The organism is Paenibacillus sp. FSL W7-1332 (assembly GCF_037969785.1).
Taxonomy (GTDB): domain Bacteria; phylum Bacillota; class Bacilli; order Paenibacillales; family Paenibacillaceae; genus Paenibacillus_AQ.
In genome coordinates, this window is record NZ_CP150209.1 from 5,740,006 (window position 1) to 5,760,520 (window position 20,515).

Consider the following 20,515-nt stretch of genomic DNA (forward strand, 5'->3'; position numbering starts at 1 on the left):
AATAAGATCCATGTATGTATCTAATTGACTTTTTAAGATACACTATTGTATCCTAATTATAAAATTAGATACAGTGATGTATTTAAAGGAGAGGTAATCATGAAAGTTATTGTTTTAGGAGCATCGCACGGGGGTATTGAAGCGGTTGAAGCGTTACGATTGATGTGTCCGAAAGCGAACGTTCAATGGTATGACAAAGGAGACTTCTCCTCCACTTCGGCCAAGGAGCTTGAATCCATTCAACAACAAGGAGTATCCATCTTCGGCAACACTGAAATAACTAAAGTAGAACCTGGCAAACATCAAGTGGAAATATTCAATCATGCGACAGGGGAGACACGAAAGGAGGATTATGACAAGTTAATTTTAAGTCCAGGTGCAAAGCCATTTATTCTTCCTGTCCTTGGACATCATTTTAAAAACATCGGTACGATGAGCAGTCGACAAGACATATTCAATATGAGAAAACACGCTGCAGATCCAGATATCAAGAACGTTGTTATTGTTGGCGCAGGATACATTGGGACTGGAGCAGCTTCATTATTTGCCGAATCAGGGAAAAAAGTTACGTTAATGGACATCAACAATCGTCCTTTAAGCACCTATTTAGATAAAGAATTTACGGATGTACTTGAAAAAGAAATGAAAGATCGAGATGTGGAAATGGCACTAGGCAACTCGATCATCGAGTTTGTCGGTGATGAAAATGATAGAGTCATCGAGGTTGTAACTGCAAAAGGCACCTATTCAGCTGACCTGGTCATCTTGTCTGCCGGCAATCGTCCCAACGCGGAATGGTTGCGAGGCGCAGTGGAATTATTGCCGGATGGCAGAATTAAAACAGATGAATACATGCGTACAAGTGATCCCGATATTTTTGCCATTGGGGATGCAACAACGGTTTGGTACAATCCCGGGAAAATGCGGATGAATGTTTCATTAGGAACCAACGCGCGTCGTCAAGCACATTATGCAGTAAAAAACTTATTCGAAGCCATTCATCCGCTTCCTGGTGTTCAAGGCTCTTCAGGTGCGCATATTTTCGATTATTATTTCGCTACAGTTGGTTTGAATGATAAAACGGCAAAAAAGCTTGGCATTGAAATAAAATCCGTCTACTTGGAACAAGAAACAGCCCTGTTTTCTCCGGAGTCGACCCTTATGCTCAAACTGGTTTACGATCCAACAACTTTAGAGATTTTAGGGGGACAAATCATGTCTGAAGTTGATTTGACTGCTAATATCAATACGATCTCCCTTGCGATTCAAACCGGATGCACAATAGAACAATTGGCCTATGCCGACTTCTTCTTTCAGCCAGAATTAAACACACCATGGAATGTAATAAATACAGCAGGATTAAAAGCATTACTACAAGAGAATTTTATGTAACAGACTTTCATTTCGCACCAATGAGAATGTAAAAAGAGATTTTCAAATATAAGGAAAGTCTCTCAGATTGCAGACAAACTCCTTTGTTTCGAATAGAACTCAGGAGTTTGTCTTGTTTTGAAAGCTATGAAAAGAAAATTCCATTGAACCGCCGGCCTTGGCCACCTGACTTCCAGGGCCAGGTGGCTAACTTTTTGAGGTTCATGCAAGCAAAAACGAGCATGGCATGCGTTGAGAGTAAATTCGTTTGTTCTGTTCCGTACGGCGGAGGTGGTCTGCCTCCTCCAAGTAATCAGCCCAGACGTGGTGACTAATTTGCTTCGTAAAGTATTTTTTCGCTGAAGATCATCCAGATTATAAACTGCATCAAACCCCTTTAAATGAATGTTGAGCAAAGGTGTTCCAAAATTTCATCGGGTGAATAGCCACGAACATCCCTTTGATAAAAATATGAATCAATACTTATGGCGATCAGCAGCATATCTGCTTTGAATATACTATTTGGGCTTGGATGATCCGCTGTTGCCATCTCATCGAATAACTCGACTGCGATTTGATGCATTTTGTTATAGAGCGGATTCTGTGATTGATACGGAAGTCGCTTAGCTGACGCGGATCCCTTGCCTCCTGTTAACAGTTGTGCTTTCTTCTCAATGAAAGGCATGTAAATTTTGAGAATTCCTTTTAACCGTTGATCCGGCGGCTCTTGCTGATGCTGCAATAGATACTGCTCAATATCTTCGAAGAACCGAAGGACACTGTCTTTTATTAAATCCAAACACAATTCACCTTTATTGGCATAACGACGATATAGGGTGCCCGGACCTATCTGGGCTTCCGCTGCGATCTGGTTCATACTTACCTGGTCCACGCCGTTCTGCTCAAAAAGTTTATGGGCTGCGACCAATATTCGTTGACGATTCTCGGCGGCATCACGTCGTTCAATTCGCGACTGAATTACCTTGATTTCCTCAGACATGTTAACACCCCTAATACTAAACTTGGTTCATATTGACATGTGGAGACTTCTCCGCTTAATATAAAGAGGAGAGCTCTCCGTTTAATATTAATTTAAATTTAGTGCAAATTCAACAGAACTATGGTCGAAGGAGATTGAGGATGGATTCTATCGCAAAACCTATAAACGAAAAAGCATTACTGGCCCTATTATTAATTGCCTCATCATTGGCCACGATGAATGTCTATATGTTCAATATTGCTGTTCCATTTATTATTAAAGACTTGCATCTGTCCACTTCCGAAAGCAGTCTGGTAACGACGCTGTATGCAGTTGTACTAGCAGCAGGTTCGGGTACGTATGGAATATGTAGTTCCGCCTAAATATTTCAAACCCGAGAACAGAGGCAAAGCATTAAGCCTTGTGTCTACTACTTTCGCGCTGATGGGCGGAGTAGCCCCGGTCCTCAGTGGATTTATTATTCAACTGTTTGGTTGGCACGGTCTTTTTGTTGTTTCTCTCTTGATCGTATTTATTATCCCATTTGTTGTGAAACACTTCCCTACTAATGTTGCACAAGGGGAGAAATTCGATGTCTTAGGAGCTATATTATTCTCCTTGGCAGTAGGCATTCTGGTACTAGGTATCAGCCTAAATCCTTATCTTTTAATAATTGCTGTCCTGATGCTTATTGCGTTTTCATTCCACATACGCGGGAAGAACGCACCTTTTATCACCATCTCTTTACTCGCTAACAAAAACTACAGAAATTCCTTGCTCTCTGTATTTGCAGGCACATCTGCATATCCGGCCGCTTTATTTTTATTGCCCTTGGTTCTAAAACAGGGCGGTAACTTGCAAGCAAGCCTGATCGGCATCGTCATGTTCCCAGGCGCACTGATTGGTTCGTTGTTCGGCCCTTACACGGGAGCACTTTCACGCAAGTACAATGGCAGGATCATTATCCTAGCTGGTCATGGTTTTATGATTCTGGGAGCACTGCTTATGGCGGTTTTGCAAGACATGCCCATCGGCATTGGGATCGTCATGTTCATCTTTGCGCTCGGCTATACCACATTAGTATCATCCGCTGCCAATGTTGTGCCATCGACCTTGAAAAAGACGGAGATTGGTATCGGGATGGGACTCTTCACGCTTTTAAGTATTTTAGGAGGTGCATTTGGTCCTTCTATTTTAAGTCGATTTTTATCCTTCAATACTAACTTTACAATCTCCTTTATCATTGTCATCGTTATGTCAGTTATCGGCATTTTTCTAATACTCGCAACGCGAGCAGATAATTCCCAAGATGATCTGAACAGGCATCCGGCCAATGGCTTAAGGTGAATTTAGGGATATCCCCGTGTACGTAGGAACGTATCAAAAAGGCCTTCCCGCAGCGCAAGACCCTAATGCACCTGATCGTGAAGAGGATCATGCTGGACGACAGGAAGCACATCGGCAGCGTCGAGCTCGCCTTCAACGAGGAGACCGAAAAGCATTTTTTAAGCTTAACCCCTTCCGCTGAACCAATAGCGCAAGGGGCTTTTCCTTTATCCGACACTTTGAGCATTCTGTTACCCTGCACTATGGACAATGTCATACTCTGGCTGATTCGCACCTTACTGTACAGATACATCAAAGTCACACCATGCAAACAATATTACCGCTAAATTCGTTTTACTGTAGATCCTCAATAGAACCGGATCCCGCTATCCGTGTCTTTTTGGCCTTGACATGCGTTCCATGAACAAGGCTACCCTGCGCCTGCTCAAAAACCGAATCATTTGACCCATAAGGTAATTGTTACGGCCATCGATGATATAGCTGCGTCCTTGATCAATCCCGCGAAATCCGGCCTGTACAACCTTCTCCGGGGTCGAGAGCTTTTGGCCCGCCCCCATTTCCTCACTGCCGACCGCATCGAAAAACCCCGTCTCGGTTGCACCTGGACACAGTGCGAGCACGCGAACGCCTCTCCCGCGCGCTTCCGCCCATAGCGCCTCGGAGAAGGATAATACAAATGCTTTGGTAGCCCCATAAACGGCTGAATAAGCACAAGGCATGAACGCGGCCATCGATGCCACGTTAACGATGACTCCGTCCTTTCGCCTCAGCATATCGGGCAGCAACCGATGCGTAAGATCGACTAACGCAGCCGTGTTCAGCATGATCTCCTCCTGCTCGCGCTCCGGGTCTATTTCTTCGAAACGGCCATAGGTGCCAACGCCTGCGTTGTTGATGAGAATATCCACGGACAAGCCCAGTTCGGAAATTTGTTTGGCCAATTGGCGCGAGGCGTTCGCTTTGGACAAATCGCAAGCGAGTGCATAAGCCTGTACGCCATACTGGCGGTTGATTTCCTTGGCCATTGAATCCAGTTTGTCCTTGGAGCGCGCTGCCAGAACAACATGACAGCCTTGTGCCGCCAGTTCGTTGGCATACGCTTTCCCTATTCCGGATGAAGCACCGGTGACTACTGCTAGCTTGTTACGATAAGTATACTTGATCAAGAAAAAAACCTCCTATTTAGAACCTAACTGACTTATCTTCATCGTACTGTCGATAGGCATGGGTTAACCACATCATGTTTATACTATTAGCGGGATTAATAGCCTCGGTACTCGTTATGGTTCTCTTTTGTAGAAACGGCATTCAACAAAGATTATAATAATCATGTATAGAGTGCTTTTGGTCTATTTGGTTAATAGCGATATGTATCTTCCATATGAGTAAATAGAGGTGACCCACTTGAAAATGAATCGTTCCTCATCCGCATTGGGTGACTTCCTTAAATCGCGCAGAGAACGGTTGCAGCCTTCAGAGGCCGGGATTCAGCCGCTGCCCGGACGAAGACGCACTCCGGGACTTCGAAGAGAAGAAGTCTCTTATCTTGCCAATATAAGCGTGACTTACTATGCCTGGCTGGAGCAAGGCAAAGAGGTTAATCCTTCGCCGGAAGTGCTGCTAAGTATCAGCAAAGCGCTTCAGCTTGACGATGACGAGCAGAAGCATCTATTCGATCTGGCCAATGTAGATGTGGCGAGCGTCGTCACAGTGCCAAATAACGGTGGACCGGATACGGGAGTTCTGCAGAAAATCGTAAATCAACTGCATTATCCTTCTTTTATCACAGACGAAGGTACGGATGTTATCGCTTGGAATCGGGCAGCGGAACTGATCGTAGCCGATTTCGGCAGTCTGCCGGACAACGAACGGAATATGATGGACATTATGTTTTTAAAGCCGGATTACCGCAACAGACTGGTGAATTGGGAAGCCGCTGCCCGTTACTCTGTAGCCGTTCTGCGGGCAGGCTTCGATCTTTACAAGAACAACCCGTTATATATGGAACGGTTTGAACGCTTGACGCGGGAAAGCGTAGAGTTCGTACATTTCTGGGAGCTGTATGAAATCAAACAAAAACGCGTAGCCACCGCTTTATTCCGTGTTCCTGACGCACAGGAGATGGAGTTCGAGCTCCATTCCGCGGCTGTAATCGATAATGACCCGGGACTGCACTGGTGTTTCTTTGTTCCGGTGCCCGGTTCAGGCACGGAGGAGAGATTATTGCGTTTACTTGAGCAGGACAGGCAGCTACCGTAGACTGTTACTCCTGTTAATAGAATAGGCGTGCTGTGGCTAGCACCCTCCAGTTGCTTGTATGATTCAGTGGAAGACAACGATTGGGAGGGTATTTAGTATGCAAACATGGTTCATTACAGGAGCGTCAGGAGGCTTGGCTTCACGTATAACTCGCCGGTTGCTTGATAGAGGGGACCGTGTAGCCGCAACGGTACGCAAGCCGGGGGTGCTGGATGATCTGCAGGCACAGTATGGCTCTGGGCTATGGCAGGCTAATTTAGATCTGACAAACCCTCAGCAAATTGCTGAAGTCGTGGAACGTGCATTTTCAGAACTGGGCACGATCGATGTGTTTGTCAATAATGCAGCCTATGGCTTGTATGGCGCAGTGGAAGAAGCAAGCGACAGGCAAATTGAGCATCAGTTTATGACCAATGTGCTTGGCTCCCTGCGTGCAGCGCGTGCAGTCCTGCCCTTTTTCCGCAAGCAGGGCGGCGGTCACATCGTACAGATTTCGAGTATGGCGGGTTATTATTCTATTCCGGGTATGGGACTGTATTGCTCTTCGAAATGGGCGGTCGAAGGAGCCTTTGAAGCGCTAGCTAAGGAAGTGGCTCCGTTCAATATTAAGACCACTATGGTGGAGCCCGGTGGAATCCGAACGAATTTCATTACAAGCAACGCCGTATTCGGCGAGAGGATGGACGAATACCGGGATACGGAGGCGGGCCGATTCGTTAGCCTGATGAAGGGAGAACTGCCTGGTATAGATATGGGCATGTTCAATCAAATGGTTGTCGGCGATCCGGATAAAATGGCGCAGCAGATTATCCGTCGTGTCGACCAGGGAGAGGGGCCGATACGTATGGCGTTGGGCAGTGACGCCTACGAGCAAATCCGGGCAGCCCTGCTGGACAGACTGGCCGCTCTGGAAGCACAGAAAGAGCTGGCCTACTCCACTGATTCAGATGATGTGGTAAAACCATTTTAAAGGATAACAAAGAATTCGACATCCACGGCAACTGATATGCTCCTCTGAAGTAGTCGGTTTATTTATTAAACCTGCTCACTTAAAGGGGAGCATTTTTAAAACTTGCCGTTACTTATGATACAGTTCTCCGTTTCACCTATAGAACAAAATTAAAAGACATCCGCTCGGATGTCTTGATTCATGCCGAATAAGACTTCTGATTGCCTTCCTATACTAAACTCTTCGAGAAGATTCAAGCTGCTCTGAATGCTGGCTCTGATAATCGATTAACAGTTGCTGCATCTTATCCACCGTGCCATCTGGATGAGGAACATGAATGGAAACGGTCAAATTAGAATCGTTCAAGTAATGAAATGAAACCAGATCAAAATTCAAGATCCCGAGATTCGGACAATGCAGCGTCTTAGGAGCATCCATAGCATCGAGAACCTCGTGGGAATCCCAAAATTCTCGAAACTCTCTGCTAGCCTGTGAAAGCGCCTCGAACTGCTCGGACCACCAAGGATCGTCGACGTGACGGGCATACCCGGCATGGAAATTGGCAACGATTCGCCGAGCATGCAGTTCCCATTGGTCTCCCTTTGCATAGCGGAAACGGGGAGAAGTAAACGTCATCCAGACCAAATTCCGCTCCCTATCCGACATCACCGTGAGATTCCCATTTAATGCGCAGTAGGCCTCATTCCAGGCAATGATGTTCATGCGCGCATCCATGACATTCGCAGGGGAAAGGTTCTGGCTATCCAAAAAACGTTGAAGTTCCGGTGTTACCTTAGAGGGTTGCTTCGTACCGGCCAAGGGAAATTGTTTACGGGCAAGATGGTACAGATGCCTGCGTTCCGATTCATCTAACCGAAGGACTTTCGCTATTCGATCAAGCACCTCAGCGGATACGTTGATATGACGCCCTTGTTCCAAATAGGTGTACCAATCCAATCCCACATCTGCCAGCAGAGCTACCTCGCTGCGACGAAGTCCGGGTGTTCGTCTGCGTCCGGAATCCGGCAAACCTGCTTGCTCTGGGGTTATTCGTTCACGGCGTGAACGCAAAAAACGGGACAATTCCTCATAACGGTCCAATCTGTCTTCCATGTCCTCCATACCTCCTACCTATTCATGAACGTAGGATTTCCAATCCTACGATAACTAGATCTCTTCCTAGCCTCTTCGGGTCCATTTAGACTAGTTTATGTCCTCCTTAGGAGGAATAGCAAGAATGGATAGACAGTGATGATCGGTCCCACCTGTTCAACTCCATTCAGACCCTATCATTGAGGTGATGAAAATGAAAGTAGCCGCCATAGTCGGAAGCATTCGCAAAGATTCATACAACCTAAAGCTGGCCCGTTATATTCAAAACCGTTATCAGCATCTTTTTCAGTTGGATGTGCTGAACATTCGGGATCTCCCCTTTTACGATCAGGATATCGAGTCTGTTCCGCCCCAGCCGGTTATCGATTTTAAGGCGAACGTCGCTGCTGCCGACGCGGTGTTATGGATCACTCCGGAATATAATTCGACCATTCCCGGCGTCATGGCGAACGCGATTGACTGGTTATCCCGCGTGGATCGAGTCATGATCGGAAAGCCCTCATGGATCGTCGGATCTTCCATGGGATTGTTGGGATCGGTCAAAGCGCAGGGCCATCTGCGTGACATTCTGTTCGCATCCGGTATTTCCTCGCCTCTGTTGCCTGGAAATGAAGTGTACATTGGTTTTGTTCATGAGAAGTTTAACGAGAAGGGTGAGCTGACCGATGAACCTACCATTCAGTACCTTGATCTTGTAACCGACAATTTCGTGAAATGGATGAAAGAGCTCTCCCAATTGAAGCAGCTCCAAAGTCAAAAATAAACAGAAAGAAAACTAGGAGGGAGTAAGATGTTTGAGCATATCGTGCTATTGAAATTCAAGCCCGATGTTCCTATTGAAGTAAAAGAAAGTGCAATAAAGCGTGCATATGACTTTAAAGGGAATATTCCGGGGATCGTGGAGCTTAGCGCCGGGATTAACGTTACGGAGGAAATAGAGCATATGCAGGGGTTTACGCTGGGAATCAGAGTCACTTTCGAGAATCAACAGGCTTGCCGGGAGTATATTCAGCACCCCCTGCATCAAGGATTATTGCAATCCATCGGCCCGTTTGTTGAAGGAATCGTCGTTATGGATTACCCGTTTGCTTAATGCTCCCCTTTAAAACACATTAGAAAGGAGAGATTGCTGAAATGGATGAGAAGCTTGCCGGCAAAGTTGCCCTGGTCACTGGAGCATCCAGAGGAATCGGCAGAACCATTGCCGAGTATTTAGCGAATCATGGCGCCAAGGCGGTTATCAATTTTGCGAATCGTTCAGCGATGTTACGGAAGCGGATTACGACCAGCTATTTGCAATTGCGGCATGGCATTCACCTGCAAATAGTATAGTTAAAAATTTCATTTATGCCAGTGTACCACACCAGCTTGAGGGATATAATGACGATGTATTAAGAAGAGGAGGGAAGTCATTTTGACTATTGAACGTTTTCAAATTCAGGTCTCTGATGAAATCCTGAACGATCTGCAATACAGAATCCATCATATCCGCTGGCCGGATCAATTGGAAAATGCGAATTGGGAACGGGGCACGGAATTAAATTACTTAAAATCGCTAGTTTCGTATTGGAGGGACCATTATGATTGGCGCGCACAAGAAGCCAAGTTGAACCGCTTCTCCCAGTTTCGCTGCAAGATCGATGGGATCGACGTGCACTTCGTACATGAACGCGGTAAAGGTCCTAACCCTTTGCCCCTGATTCTTACTCACGGATGGCCCGACAGTTACCTGCGTTACCAAAAAATCATCCCGCTGCTTACGGATCCGGCCAGCCATGGCGGAAACCCCGAGGACGCTTTTGACGTAATCGTCCCTTCATTACCTGGCTTTGGATTCTCCAGCCGTCCTAAACATCCCGGGGTCAACAATTTTCATGTCGCCGAAATGTGGGTTAAGCTCATGACCGAAGAATTAGGCTACAGTAAATTCGCTGCCGCCGGTGGGGATATGGGCTCCGGTGTGACCAGATACCTGGCGGCAAACCATCCCGAACGGTTATACGGAATCCATCTGACCGATATCGGGATTATCCGAGATCTCATAGCTTCATCTGATCAGGCCACGCTTTCGGAAGAAGAGCGGCAATACCAGAATAATGCTTCGGCATGGATGGCTCAGGAGGGCGGCTATATGTCCATTCAATCGACGCGCCCCCAAACCCTTGCATATGGACTTTCCGACTCGCCCGTAGGTTTGGCCGGTTGGCTGACGGAGAAATTCCGATCATGGAGCGATTGTAACGGCGATCTTGCGCAAAAATTCAGCGAGGATGAACTCCTTACGCATATCATGATATATTGGGTGACGAACACCATAGGATCGACAGCGCATATGTATTATGATAATGCGCATTCTTTGCCGCCAATCGGCTACATCGAGGTTCCGACTGGCCTTGCCCTATTCCCGGCGGATATCCTGTTGCCGCCCAAGGAATGGGCCATGCGCAACCTGAATGTAACCCGCTGGACTTCGATGCCCCGCGGCGGACATTTTACCGCTCTGGAGGAACCAGAGCTTTTTGCCGATGACATTCGCGCATTCTTCAGACCTTTTAGAACGAAAAGCTGGTGAATCAGAACCGTTTCTAAATACACTGTCTAGCAGATAATAAGAAAAGTAGACGGACCGTGGTCATCCCCTGACCCTGCATCGTTGCCGCTCAGTTCCCCTGTCGGGAAACGAGCGGCTTTCTCTTGACCTTGAAAGTACCTTGAGCCGGATAATTGACAATCCTTATCAACCACGGTTTTGTTACAAAAGTTATTTACTTTAATTAAATACCTTTTTAACAAAGTTAATAAGCTTGGACTTTAAGTCATCACCGTGCTCTCCCCTATGGTACATATCTGTTCCGTGATAACCACTCTCATCCACAATTAGCTCTTTATCCGTGGCTCCGGATGCTTGATATAATTTGCGCACTTCTTGTTCAATTGAGCCTCCATAATCGCCAGGTGAAAAAACAAACATGGACGGTGCTTTAATCTTCTCAACGCTCGGAATGGAATCAAGGGGCCCACATTGTGCAGGAGAAGAAAGAATAATCAGCCCCTCAATAGGCAGCGCCTGACGAACGCCTGCAATGATTGCTGTACTACCGCCACATGATGCTCCCGCCAAAAACACTCTTTTTGCACCCAATCGTTTGAGTTCACTTAAGGCAGCATCTGCATCACGATCTATATTCTGATTATCCTCCGGAAAATTCTGTGAGGCACCATGATTACGATATTCAGGAATAACAACCAGATACCCACTGTCAGCCAGTTCAGTTCCCATGTCAAGAAAAGAGCAAATGTTATAGCCTTGCTCGTGTGCAAGCAGGACTCCTTTATCTCCACTGCCTAGCACAAGTGCAGACAGATACACCCCATCACTGGTTGTTAATGTAGTTGCTTTATTGCGCAGCTCATCCGGAACACAACTATTCACAAGATGCCCGTTAGAAGACTTCACCGAACGATCCGGCCAGGCAGGATCATATTCAACCGGTTTGTTTGGGGGTATGTTCTTCACTTCGGCAACGGGTGTTTCAGGTACAGCAGTTTCTACAAGTTTCGTATGTTGAGGTTGATCAGATAGAGATTGATTTTCATTTGAAGATATAGGCATTTTGGTGGTGCATCCTGTAATCGTTAATAATAAAATGAGCAATACAAATACCATTTTTGTTCCCTTAGAAAATACGTTCATTGATTTTCTACACCTCCAACTATTACTGAAATTATAAGTGATGATTGAGCTCTATTCCATTCGTTCTGCTACAAACCCGTTCTGCATACAGCTTTGGGTTAAGGTCCGCGTCCAATGTCACCCTGCCATCCGTAACTTCGTATTTGGGATGGCCCATTTCATGTTCCGTATACATCTCGTTCAGATGCAGCATTTTTATATACTGCTCGTAAAGATGACCTTTACAATGATTTTGAAACTCCAATTTCGCAATCCCCCTCTCTTGTAGTTAGCGGACCAAGTTCAGTGACCGCACCAGACTGCGATCCTTTTTGTTCAGTACTGAAAAAAATTAATCTTAGCAAAACCGATAATGACAATCAATATCATTTGAAATTGAAAAACTATGTCCTCTTGACGGAAGACGATCCGGATGAGACCGTTACTGGAGACGATTACAGAAGAAACTAAAACAGCCTTAGCCCGGTGGAAGCTCGAGCTGAAGCTGTTTAGACACTTTGTTTTATTCCACTGTCTACTTGACAATATCACTAATTACCCGTTTGCTTAATGTTCCCGATACTTGTCGTGCTGAAGCGTGGCATCTCCGGGAGCAGGCCCGCATCGAGCTTTAATTATTGGGCCTACCTTCTTTTTAGCTTTATGTCAATAAAATCAACGATCTGCTGAAGCGAGGAAATTTGAAACATAATATGTTCACGTTGACTTCTTAATTGATCCACCAGTTCAGGAAGAGTGGCGGGATCCGAATCGACTGAGGCAGCCAAAAATGGTCGCATCGCCTCGAGCGACATTCCCGTTTTTTTGAGGCAGGTTATTTGCTTGATCCTATAAATGTCTTCTTTACGATAAAAGCGATGCCTGTTTTCCTTCCGTTCTGCCTGAGGCAGCAGCATGATCTTTTCGTAATAGCGGATTGTATCCTCGGAAATACCGGTTTGCCCGGCGACTTGCTTGATCGTAAAAGTTTGTTCTTCCATCATGTCTCCTCCCTAAATTGCCGTTTTGAGCATTTTACATCTTGGAGCTGACTCCAAGTCAACCCTAATTCCATCACTTCTCCTTGGGCGATTTTTTATTTTCGCGCCTTGACTTGGAATCGACTCCAACTTTTATTATGGGATCTGCGGGAGAAAACTCCCGACAACCATCTATCTTAAGAAGGGCAGGAACATATTATGGAACTAAAGATTACCGCACCCTCTCCAGTCGTCTCGGTAAAGCCGATCGTGCTTTCAGCCCCGGGCCGTGGCGAGAATCTGCAAGTGAGAGTCTCCGCGCCGACGACCGGTCGTAACTTACCTATCATTGTTTTCTCACACGGTTCTGGCTCATCGTTAGAGGGTTACGGCCCCTTGGTTGACTTCTGGGCCGCACACGGCTTCGTAGTCATTCAACCTACCCATCTCGACTCAAGGACATTGGGTCTCCCTCAGGACGATCCCCGCACACCACGGATATGGCGTTTCCGAGTGGAAGACATGAAGCGCATCCTTGATCAGCTTGATTTCCTGGAATCTGCCGTTCCCGGCCTCAGCGGGCGCCTTGACCGAAGCCGCATCGCCGCAGCCGGACATTCCTTCGGCGGCCAAACGGCGGGCAACTTGTTAGGCTTGCGAGTCCTCAACCCCGAGACCAAGAAGGAAGAGGACCTGTCCGACTCGCGCATCAAAGCAGGCGTGCTATTCGCCACCGCTGGGCAAGGTGGGGACAGCCTGACACCGTTCGCGGCCGAGAAAATGCCGCATCTGAACGTAAGCTTCGAGCACATGACCAAGCCCACTCTCGTGGTCGTCGGGGATCAGGACGACACTCCTAACAAATATCAGCTAACCGTTCGCGGGCCGGATTGGATGACCGACCCTTACTTCCTCAGCCCGGGAGCAGAAAGCCTGCTCACCCTTTTTGGCGCAGAACACTCACTTGGAGGGATCGCTGGTTACGAGGTTACAGAAACAACAGATGAAAACCCAGAACGGGTTGCCCTGATCCAGAAGGTTACATGGGCTTACCTTCGACATATTCTCGATATTGAGCAGACCAACTGGTCGGCAGTGAAACAGACTTTGTCCGAGACGCCCCATCCAATGGGTCGAATTGAATCCAAATAAAGCTCTAGAAAGACAGCGAGCTCTCCCGCCGGCCCAATGCCTGTGAGGGAGCTCGCTCTCTTTTACTGGCTTCTTGAGGTACGTCAGAGATAGAAGTCAACCATATCTCCAAACAGCCGTTTAATAAATTCGAGCTCGCTTTCGTTATAACTTTCCAAAAATTCGTACATTCTTTGCCTTTCCTTCGCATGAAGCTCATGATGAGCAGCAAATAGCTTTTTGCCGACAGGCGTTAACCGAAAATACACTTCCTTTTTGTTATCGTTGAGCTGGGCTTTTCGCACCCAACCTGCCTTTAGTAATTTGTTTGCGATCTTGGAGGTATTTCCTTTGCTTAAATTTATTCTCTCCGCGATGGAAGTGAGATTGATCGGCTCCTGCTCTCCGATGCACGCAATGGTGTGCAGTTCCGTCATATTCAAGCTGAATTCCGATTCAATGTGCTTCCGGATATCCTCCAGGTATGTGGCAGTTATTCGGGTTTCATATTGCTCTTTTTGCTCAAGAAACTGAACGAAAAATTCATGAATGGCGGTTTTGGTTTTGTTCTTACTGGCAGTTTCCATGATTATGCTGACTCCCTCGACTTATTTGTTTATTATATCATATATTGTTTCCTTAGAAACAAACGATCATACTCATATTAAGATTGGGGTTGACAGGATAAAGAATAAATAAGTACAATGATATTGTTTCATATGAAACAAAAATTATATATAGTTTTTATCATACCCTTTTTAACAAGCAATAAAAAGATTCTACCGAAACAATAATTAATGAAGGAGGTGCATACCTACCAATGGAACTCGTGAATCCGAAGACATTGACGGATAAGGTTACATCTGTAATTTCTCATGTCGTGGTAACTACTGCCTCCAAACTGGCCTTCATCTCAGGTCAGGTTTCTGTAGATGAAACAGGAGCATTGGTCGGTTCAGGGGACTATTACGCGCAAGCGGTTCAAGTGTTCACCAATCTTAAGTATGCATTGGAAGCCGTGCGAGCGGATCCATTGTACATTGGAAAGATGAATATCTTTGTGGTAAACCACAACCCGGAATTGATTTCGATTATTTTTGATGCAGGATTTTATGTGTTTGGCCCTAACTGGCCGAAGACAGCAAGTACCTATATAGGCGTTCAAGCACTAGCCGATCCTGAATGGCTTATCGAAATAGACGCTATCGTGATCTTCCCATAATGTTTAAGAAAAGAGGTTATTTATATGAAATATGAAGTCATCCTTATCGGTGGCGGACCTGTCGGCATGATGTTGGCTGGGGAATTGGCATTAGCCGGTGTAAAGGTCTGCGTCATTGAACGATTAAAAGAGACAACTCCATATTCACGTGCGCTTACCGTCCATCCACGAACCCTTGAAATATTAGATATGCGTGGAGTGAAATCACAATTAATCAGTCAAGGCCGCTTACTTTCGAGAGGACATTTTGCCGGATTAGAAACCCCCTTGGATTTCTCGGTGTTGGATTCTTCTTCCAATCACACCCTCTTTTTACCGCAGAGTGAGACGGAGAAGGTGCTGGAGGAATGGGCGCTTAGCCTTGGCGCAGAGGTCCGGAGAGAGGTTGAGGCTCTATCTGTGCACCAGGATGAGGATGGGGTTGACGTTAAGATCGCGGGACCTCATGGAGAAACAACGTTAAGATCAGCTTATGTGGTAGGTACGGATGGAGCTAGAAGTTTGGTTCGCAAGCATGCAAACATATCATTTGAAGGTACAGATGCGACCTTCACGGCTATTCTGGGGGATGCCGTTCTATCTGAATTGGCTCCTATGAGTGTCATATCCCGGATTACAGAAAAAGGATTGGTCAGCATCATGCCAATCAATGATCATATCTACCGAGTCTTGATGATCGATATGGAGAGACGTAACATCTCTAAGGATGAGAAGGTTACATTGGAAGAGTTTCGTTCATCGCTCATCCGTACGACCGGAAGCGACTTGGGATTGAACGATGTGATATGGATGTCCCGTTTCGGAAATGCGACGCGGCAAGCGGGACGCTATCGGAATGGTCGATTGTTTTTGGCCGGAGATTCGGCGCACATTCATTTTCCGGCTGGTGGACAGGGAATGAACGTCGGCTTACAAGAAGCGATGAACTTAGGCTGGAAGCTTGCAGGAGCAATCAAAGGCTGGGCTCCGGACTGGCTATTGGACAGTTATCATACCGAACGTTTCCCATGGAATACGGCCTTGCTCCGGAATACCGAGGTCCAAACCCTGCTTCTGGACGTGACTCCTCCCATCATGGAGCTGCGAAGCATGCTGGCTGATCTGATTCAAATACCGGAGGCTAATTATCAAATCGCTGCACAGATTTCCGCCATGGATGTACATTATGCATCCGACGCAGAAGCGCCTTCCCATCCTTTAAACGGGAAACGGTTCAAGGATCTCAGCTTAAAGCTAAAAGATGGACAATTGATGAACTCCTATCCTCTCCTGCACAAAGGTACTTTTCTTCTGTTGCAATTCCATTCTAATGAACAGCATAGCGGTCAATGGGAAACGTATAGCAACCTTCAAGTTGTACATGCCTCATTGGCTGAGGCTGACGCGGATTGGAACGACGTCCACACGGCGCTGATTCGGCCGGATGGACATATTGCCTGGGCGATTCCTCTATCCGATCCGAATCCCATGCAAACCATAAATGAAGGAATCACTCGCTGGTGCGGAAACATTACGGATTAGTAATTCGTTTGAGGTGTGTGACCGCCTCCCCCTGACCCAGTAAGGTCTGTAGATGATTGAACAAGCACCGTCCTTTATGTCAATGGAATCAAGTTCTTATCCTCAGGTTAGGATAAAACTTGATTCCTTAAATCCCTCTCCCCAATTCTGCAGAACGCATCATCACAGCCTTGATCCAGGCGCTTTACCACTATTTGTGGTACGGTTCAACTTAACGCACCCGGTCCAGAAGCTATAATCAAACAACATGCACAGCAGGCCACCGAAGAAATCGGTGACCTGATCTGATATTATTTGTTCAACTTATATAGAAGCCTGGTTTTTCAAACTTCCGCATTGCCGGTTACGCCCGCAGCTGCAGATCGGCGACGCATGGATAATGAAATAATAGCCGGGATGAGTCCAATGGCAACGAAAGCTCCGCCAAGCAAACCAACGGATGCTAGCGAGATGCTTTCTACAACAATGCCTCCGATTACAGCCCCTACAGCCATGCCCAACTGCACAATAGAATTATTCAAACTCAGGATAATCCCCGAAGCCTGAGGAGCCATGCCGATTAAATAAACTTGTTGAACCGGCCCCGTCGACCAGGCGAAAAAGGACCATAACATAAGCAAAGGCAACACGATCATGGACGAGTGGGAGAACGCCGTCAGTAATAATAATATTCCCGAGTGAAAGAGCAAGCCTCCAATCATCGTACGGGGGATACCCCATTTATCTGCACCGTAACCGCCAACTTGGGACCCTATGAGACTGGCCAGCCCAAACGCAAACAACCCGATGTTTACCATCCCTTCGCTCATCCCCGTAATGTCCAGAAGAAACGGCGTTATATAGGTGTACAGCATCGTATAGCCCAATATCCAGAAAAAACTGATGGAAAGCGCGACCGTGATTCGTGGGCTTTTTAATAAGGCAAGCTGTTCCCGAATAGGTACGGGAGCCTCTCCTTCCGATCTCGGAATCGCCAGCAAAAGGACCAGCATCGCGATTAAGCTCAGGGCTCCGACTCCCGTAAAGATGATTTTCCAATCATGTGAGCCCGCAATGATTCTCCCAAGCGGAACCCCTAAAATAAGTGCGAGATTAAAGCCCACTAGAACCGTGGCGATTGCGCTGCCCTGTTTTCCTGGATGAGATATTTTAGCGGCAACCGTCAGGGCGACGACCATAAATACCCCCGTGCTGATCGCCAAGATAATTCTTGCTCCAAGCAGCATGCCGTAGCCTGTAGTTGTGACCGTGATCAAGTTCCCTACGAAAAATAATCCCAAAGCCGACAGCATCAGCTTTCTTCGATCCATTTTTGCCGTGAGCGCAATTAGGATCGGGGTGCCGATGGCATAAGCAAGCGAGTAAACCGTAATCAACTGCCCGGCCGCCGCTACCGACACTCCAAAATCACTTGCAAGCATATCCAAGATGCCGGCAATCACGAACTCTGAAGTTCCAACTAAAAAGCTGACAATGGCTAAAATATAAATTTTCCATGAATTTCCCATCTATTTCACCTCTTTTCATTTCAACAGATCTAAATCTATAGAAATCATATTTAAAAAAAATGCTCACTTCGCCGACTTCACTTCTCGGCCCAATCAAGCCTCCTCGTTCCCAGCGTTCGTGGTCTGCTTTAAGCGTTATGGCCAGATGTCTGACGTGCCAGCTCCTTACGGACAATCGGCGCTACTTTGGTCCCGAGAAGCTCAATCGTCTGCAGCAAATCGCGATGCGGCAAGGAACTGAAATCGTTGTACATCATGAAGCGAGTCAAGCCAAGATTCTTATGCAGCAGCACGATTTTTTCTGCGACGTATTCGGGATCACCGACGTATAGAGCGCCATGAAGGTTACGGGCTGAATCGTACGAGTCACGTGTATAGGTAGACCAGCCTCGTTCCCGTCCAATGTGGTTCATTTGGCCAGCCATGACAGGGTAATACCGCTTAGCAGCCTCTTGTGCCGTATTCGAAATAAAGCCATGCGAATGTGTAGCAATTTGCAGCTTATTCGGATCGTGACCAGCTTTCACGGCGGCTTCTTTATAAAGCTTCACTAAGGGTGCGAATCTTTGCGGCTCCCCTCCCAGAATTGAGAAGGCAATAGGAAGTCCCAGCAAGCCGGCCCGAACAGCTGATTCCGGATTGCCGCCCGTACCGATCCAGACAGGCAAAGGCTCCTGCAGTGCACGAGGATAGACGCCCATGTTGTCAATCGCCGGGCGATGACCGCCACGCCAGGTCACCTTTTCGGAAGCGCGAATCTTCAACAGCAGTTCCAGTTTCTCTTCATACAATTCCTCGTAATCTTTCAGGTCATAGCCGAATAGCGGGAACGATTCAATGAACGACCCCCGTCCGGCCATGATCTCCGCTCGCCCGTTCGACAGACCGTCCAACGTTGCAAAGTCCTGATATATCCGCACCGGATCGTCCGAAGATAGCACCGTCACTGCGCTCGAGAGCCGGATCCGCTTCGTTGTAGCTGCAGCTGCGGCCAGAATGACAGCTGGCGAGGAGCTTGTGTATTCGATGCGATGATGCTCGCCGATGGCATAGACGTCAAGGCCGACCTGATCTGCCAATTGGATTTCTTCGATCGCCTGGCGCAGCCTCTGGGCATGCGAGACACCGCCATTTCCGGGATTTGCATGAAGGAAGGTGCTCATTCCAATCTCCATCGTATTCGTTTGACCGCTCATAGTTATTCTCTCCTTCATAATATGGATTAGGGGGGATTAGTAAAAAACTGTTGAATAATCATTCCAAATCGACTCGTTCGTTAAAATCGGTTTAAGTATAAACCCCAATCAATTCTATAGTTCTAAATTTATAGAATTGATTTCCGAAAAAATTACGCCAACAAAAAGGGCGCAAATTTTTCCGCTATTTCTCGATTGACGTTATAGTGAATAAACGATCCATTCTTGCGAGAATCAATCAAGCCAGAGTCCGTCAATTGCTTTAAATGATGCGATAGCGTCGAGCCTGCAACCGACTCAAGCCTTTCACCGACGGCAGTGAAGCATAAATTGCTTTCTTTCGCGAGCAGTAAAGCGATTTTCAACCGGGTTGGTTCCCCCAAAGCTTTATACACTTTAACCGCTTGCCCGATATCTTCTTGATTTTCTCCCACTGTTTCCATCCACCTCCCCGCGCATCTTCTGCAGTTCTATAACTATCGAAATCAAGTTTAGCACCATGTCGTTCAAATGTAAAGGGCAGAGCTGAACCCTGCTCCCTCTACCCTCGCTAATTTTATTCCTCGACGGCGATGCCGGCTGCTCTTAAATGCCCGTAGGCAACGATTCTGCTAAACTGAGATGAAACTTCATCTGCAGGAAGGGGTTTATCGTTTTTAATCCACCAAATTACAATCCCCATGAATGACGATCCGAGGTATTCGATCAATAATTCCTTGGATATCGCTAATGGTGAGTTTCCCTGAGCAGGTTTCCACCCCTCAATTAATTTATCTTTAATGATATTTTCCATTTTCGCTTGAAACTGATAGATTCTATTCTCATCTATTAACATGGAATGATAAAAGGTCAAATTTAGAGAAATATGCTCCAGTACAGTTTGCATGACTGTCTCGAGTAGAGAAATACTGAAAGGATTCATGCTGATGGGACAAAGAACGACCGCATCCTTTAATTCGCTCAACAATTCATTCATACATGTATCTAATAAATCAGGCTTGTTTTGGTAGTGGAGATAAAATGTGTTTCGATTGATCATAGCCCGATCGGCAATATCCTGGATCGTTATGGATTCATATCCCTTTTCCTGAATAAGCTCATAAAACGCCTTTCGAATCGATTGTTTCGTGCGCAGTATTCTTAAGTCGGTTTTCTTGTTCATTGTTTTCGTTCCCCCTACATTTATTTAGGTCGTTAAGCGACAAAGTTTTATGAGTTGTCTGTTATCCATCATAACTAAAAATATTGAATATTGAGCGTTATATT

The 20,515-nt window shown here is 46.4% G+C and carries 22 protein-coding genes and 2 pseudogenes; 12 read left to right on the plus strand and 12 right to left on the minus strand.

What is annotated here, in order from left to right:
* Nucleotides 1-99 precede the first annotated feature (99 nt).
* Nucleotides 100-1,392 carry an FAD-dependent oxidoreductase gene (locus tag MKX98_RS25880; protein ID WP_339219255.1) on the plus strand — a complete coding sequence of 431 codons (1,293 nt, stop codon included), beginning with the start codon at nucleotides 100-102 and terminating at the stop codon, nucleotides 1,390-1,392.
* A 124-nt stretch (nucleotides 1,393-1,516) separates the two neighbouring features.
* On the opposite strand, the pseudogene MKX98_RS25885 reads toward MKX98_RS25880, so the two are convergent.
* Both MKX98_RS25885 and MKX98_RS25890 read right to left on the minus strand, forming a co-directional pair.
* A pseudogene (locus MKX98_RS25885) lies at nucleotides 1,517-1,698 on the minus strand (IS5/IS1182 family transposase); the annotation flags it as partial.
* 70 nt (nucleotides 1,699-1,768) lie between these two features.
* Nucleotides 1,769-2,371: a TetR/AcrR family transcriptional regulator gene (locus MKX98_RS25890; RefSeq protein WP_194544159.1), complete on the minus strand. Its 603-nt coding sequence runs from the start codon at nucleotides 2,369-2,371 to the stop codon at nucleotides 1,769-1,771.
* 140 nt (nucleotides 2,372-2,511) lie between these two features.
* On the opposite strand from MKX98_RS25890, the gene MKX98_RS25895 reads away from it, so the two are divergent.
* Both MKX98_RS25895 and MKX98_RS25900 read left to right on the plus strand, forming a co-directional pair.
* Entirely contained in the window at nucleotides 2,512-2,733 is a 222-nt protein-coding gene (locus tag MKX98_RS25895) for a hypothetical protein (protein WP_339219259.1), read from the plus strand.
* Nucleotides 2,711-3,697 carry an MFS transporter gene (locus tag MKX98_RS25900; RefSeq protein WP_339219261.1) on the plus strand — a complete coding sequence of 329 codons (987 nt, stop codon included), beginning with the start codon at nucleotides 2,711-2,713 and terminating at the stop codon, nucleotides 3,695-3,697. The genes MKX98_RS25895 and MKX98_RS25900 overlap by 23 nt, the downstream gene beginning before the upstream one ends.
* A gap of 365 nt (nucleotides 3,698-4,062) precedes the next feature.
* On the opposite strand, the gene MKX98_RS25905 is transcribed toward MKX98_RS25900, so the two are convergent.
* Nucleotides 4,063-4,863, minus strand: a complete 801-nt coding sequence (locus tag MKX98_RS25905; RefSeq protein WP_220684145.1) for an SDR family oxidoreductase — start codon at nucleotides 4,861-4,863, stop codon at nucleotides 4,063-4,065.
* Nucleotides 4,864-5,107: 244 nt separating this feature from the next.
* Between MKX98_RS25905 and MKX98_RS25910 the strand changes: the two genes are divergently transcribed.
* Together MKX98_RS25910 and MKX98_RS25915 are read left to right on the plus strand one after the other, a co-directional pair.
* On the plus strand, nucleotides 5,108-5,956 hold the full coding sequence (locus tag MKX98_RS25910; RefSeq protein WP_259445682.1) for a helix-turn-helix transcriptional regulator: 849 nt from the start codon (nucleotides 5,108-5,110) through the stop codon (nucleotides 5,954-5,956).
* A 97-nt stretch (nucleotides 5,957-6,053) separates the two neighbouring features.
* The gene (locus MKX98_RS25915; RefSeq protein ID WP_339219263.1) at nucleotides 6,054-6,926 is read left to right on the plus strand and encodes an SDR family oxidoreductase; all 873 of its coding nucleotides are present in this window, start codon (nucleotides 6,054-6,056) and stop codon (nucleotides 6,924-6,926) included.
* Between the two features lie 213 nt (nucleotides 6,927-7,139).
* Here MKX98_RS25915 and MKX98_RS25920 read toward each other — a convergent pair whose 3' ends face one another.
* Complete coding sequence (locus MKX98_RS25920) at nucleotides 7,140-8,018, minus strand: helix-turn-helix transcriptional regulator (protein WP_220684142.1); 879 nt, start codon at nucleotides 8,016-8,018, stop codon at nucleotides 7,140-7,142.
* 193 nt (nucleotides 8,019-8,211) lie between these two features.
* On the opposite strand from MKX98_RS25920, the gene MKX98_RS25925 reads away from it, so the two are divergent.
* The 4 genes and pseudogenes from MKX98_RS25925 to MKX98_RS25940 all read left to right on the plus strand — a co-directional run bounded on the left by MKX98_RS25925 (nucleotide 8,212) and on the right by MKX98_RS25940 (nucleotide 10,590).
* A complete protein-coding gene (locus MKX98_RS25925) occupies nucleotides 8,212-8,781 on the plus strand; it encodes an NAD(P)H-dependent oxidoreductase (protein WP_339224583.1) in 570 nt (189 codons plus the stop codon).
* Nucleotides 8,782-8,808: 27 nt separating this feature from the next.
* Nucleotides 8,809-9,111: a Dabb family protein gene (locus tag MKX98_RS25930; RefSeq protein ID WP_220684141.1), complete on the plus strand. Its 303-nt coding sequence runs from the start codon at nucleotides 8,809-8,811 to the stop codon at nucleotides 9,109-9,111.
* 41 nt (nucleotides 9,112-9,152) lie between these two features.
* Nucleotides 9,153-9,275, plus strand: a pseudogene (locus MKX98_RS25935) (SDR family NAD(P)-dependent oxidoreductase); the annotation flags it as partial.
* Nucleotides 9,276-9,432: 157 nt separating this feature from the next.
* Nucleotides 9,433-10,590 (plus strand): epoxide hydrolase family protein, encoded by a 1,158-nt coding sequence (locus tag MKX98_RS25940; protein WP_220684139.1) that lies wholly within the window; start codon nucleotides 9,433-9,435, stop codon nucleotides 10,588-10,590.
* A 198-nt stretch (nucleotides 10,591-10,788) separates the two neighbouring features.
* Here MKX98_RS25940 and MKX98_RS25945 read toward each other — a convergent pair whose 3' ends face one another.
* From MKX98_RS25945 to MKX98_RS25955, 3 genes are all read right to left on the minus strand, one after another.
* The gene (locus MKX98_RS25945; protein ID WP_220684138.1) at nucleotides 10,789-11,712 is read right to left on the minus strand and encodes an alpha/beta hydrolase; all 924 of its coding nucleotides are present in this window, start codon (nucleotides 11,710-11,712) and stop codon (nucleotides 10,789-10,791) included.
* Between the two features lie 31 nt (nucleotides 11,713-11,743).
* Nucleotides 11,744-11,956 carry a hypothetical protein gene (locus tag MKX98_RS25950; protein ID WP_259445170.1) on the minus strand — a complete coding sequence of 71 codons (213 nt, stop codon included), beginning with the start codon at nucleotides 11,954-11,956 and terminating at the stop codon, nucleotides 11,744-11,746.
* A gap of 379 nt (nucleotides 11,957-12,335) precedes the next feature.
* Nucleotides 12,336-12,695 carry a MerR family transcriptional regulator gene (locus tag MKX98_RS25955; protein WP_339219269.1) on the minus strand — a complete coding sequence of 120 codons (360 nt, stop codon included), beginning with the start codon at nucleotides 12,693-12,695 and terminating at the stop codon, nucleotides 12,336-12,338.
* A 195-nt stretch (nucleotides 12,696-12,890) separates the two neighbouring features.
* Between MKX98_RS25955 and MKX98_RS25960 the strand changes: the two genes are divergently transcribed.
* A complete protein-coding gene (locus tag MKX98_RS25960) occupies nucleotides 12,891-13,823 on the plus strand; it encodes an alpha/beta fold hydrolase (protein WP_220684136.1) in 933 nt (310 codons plus the stop codon).
* Between the two features lie 83 nt (nucleotides 13,824-13,906).
* Here the strand turns inward: MKX98_RS25960 and MKX98_RS25965 are convergent, their stop codons facing one another.
* On the minus strand, nucleotides 13,907-14,389 hold the full coding sequence (locus MKX98_RS25965) for a MarR family transcriptional regulator (RefSeq protein ID WP_220684135.1): 483 nt from the start codon (nucleotides 14,387-14,389) through the stop codon (nucleotides 13,907-13,909).
* 233 nt (nucleotides 14,390-14,622) lie between these two features.
* Between MKX98_RS25965 and MKX98_RS25970 the strand changes: the two genes are divergently transcribed.
* Together MKX98_RS25970 and MKX98_RS25975 are read left to right on the plus strand one after the other, a co-directional pair.
* Nucleotides 14,623-15,024: a RidA family protein gene (locus MKX98_RS25970; protein WP_194544169.1), complete on the plus strand. Its 402-nt coding sequence runs from the start codon at nucleotides 14,623-14,625 to the stop codon at nucleotides 15,022-15,024.
* 24 nt (nucleotides 15,025-15,048) lie between these two features.
* Nucleotides 15,049-16,545: a monooxygenase gene (locus MKX98_RS25975; protein WP_339219274.1), complete on the plus strand. Its 1,497-nt coding sequence runs from the start codon at nucleotides 15,049-15,051 to the stop codon at nucleotides 16,543-16,545.
* Nucleotides 16,546-16,868: 323 nt separating this feature from the next.
* Here the strand turns inward: MKX98_RS25975 and MKX98_RS25980 are convergent, their stop codons facing one another.
* From MKX98_RS25980 to MKX98_RS25995, 4 genes are all read right to left on the minus strand, one after another.
* Nucleotides 16,869-18,053: an MFS transporter gene (locus MKX98_RS25980; RefSeq protein ID WP_339219276.1), complete on the minus strand. Its 1,185-nt coding sequence runs from the start codon at nucleotides 18,051-18,053 to the stop codon at nucleotides 16,869-16,871.
* Between the two features lie 128 nt (nucleotides 18,054-18,181).
* Nucleotides 18,182-19,249 carry an Atu2307/SP_0267 family LLM class monooxygenase gene (locus tag MKX98_RS25985; protein WP_339219278.1) on the minus strand — a complete coding sequence of 356 codons (1,068 nt, stop codon included), beginning with the start codon at nucleotides 19,247-19,249 and terminating at the stop codon, nucleotides 18,182-18,184.
* Between the two features lie 152 nt (nucleotides 19,250-19,401).
* Nucleotides 19,402-19,683, minus strand: a complete 282-nt coding sequence (locus tag MKX98_RS25990) for a metalloregulator ArsR/SmtB family transcription factor (RefSeq protein WP_113057782.1) — start codon at nucleotides 19,681-19,683, stop codon at nucleotides 19,402-19,404.
* A 122-nt stretch (nucleotides 19,684-19,805) separates the two neighbouring features.
* The gene (locus tag MKX98_RS25995; protein WP_119846832.1) at nucleotides 19,806-20,411 is read right to left on the minus strand and encodes a TetR/AcrR family transcriptional regulator; all 606 of its coding nucleotides are present in this window, start codon (nucleotides 20,409-20,411) and stop codon (nucleotides 19,806-19,808) included.
* Between the last annotated feature and the right edge of the window lie 104 nt (nucleotides 20,412-20,515).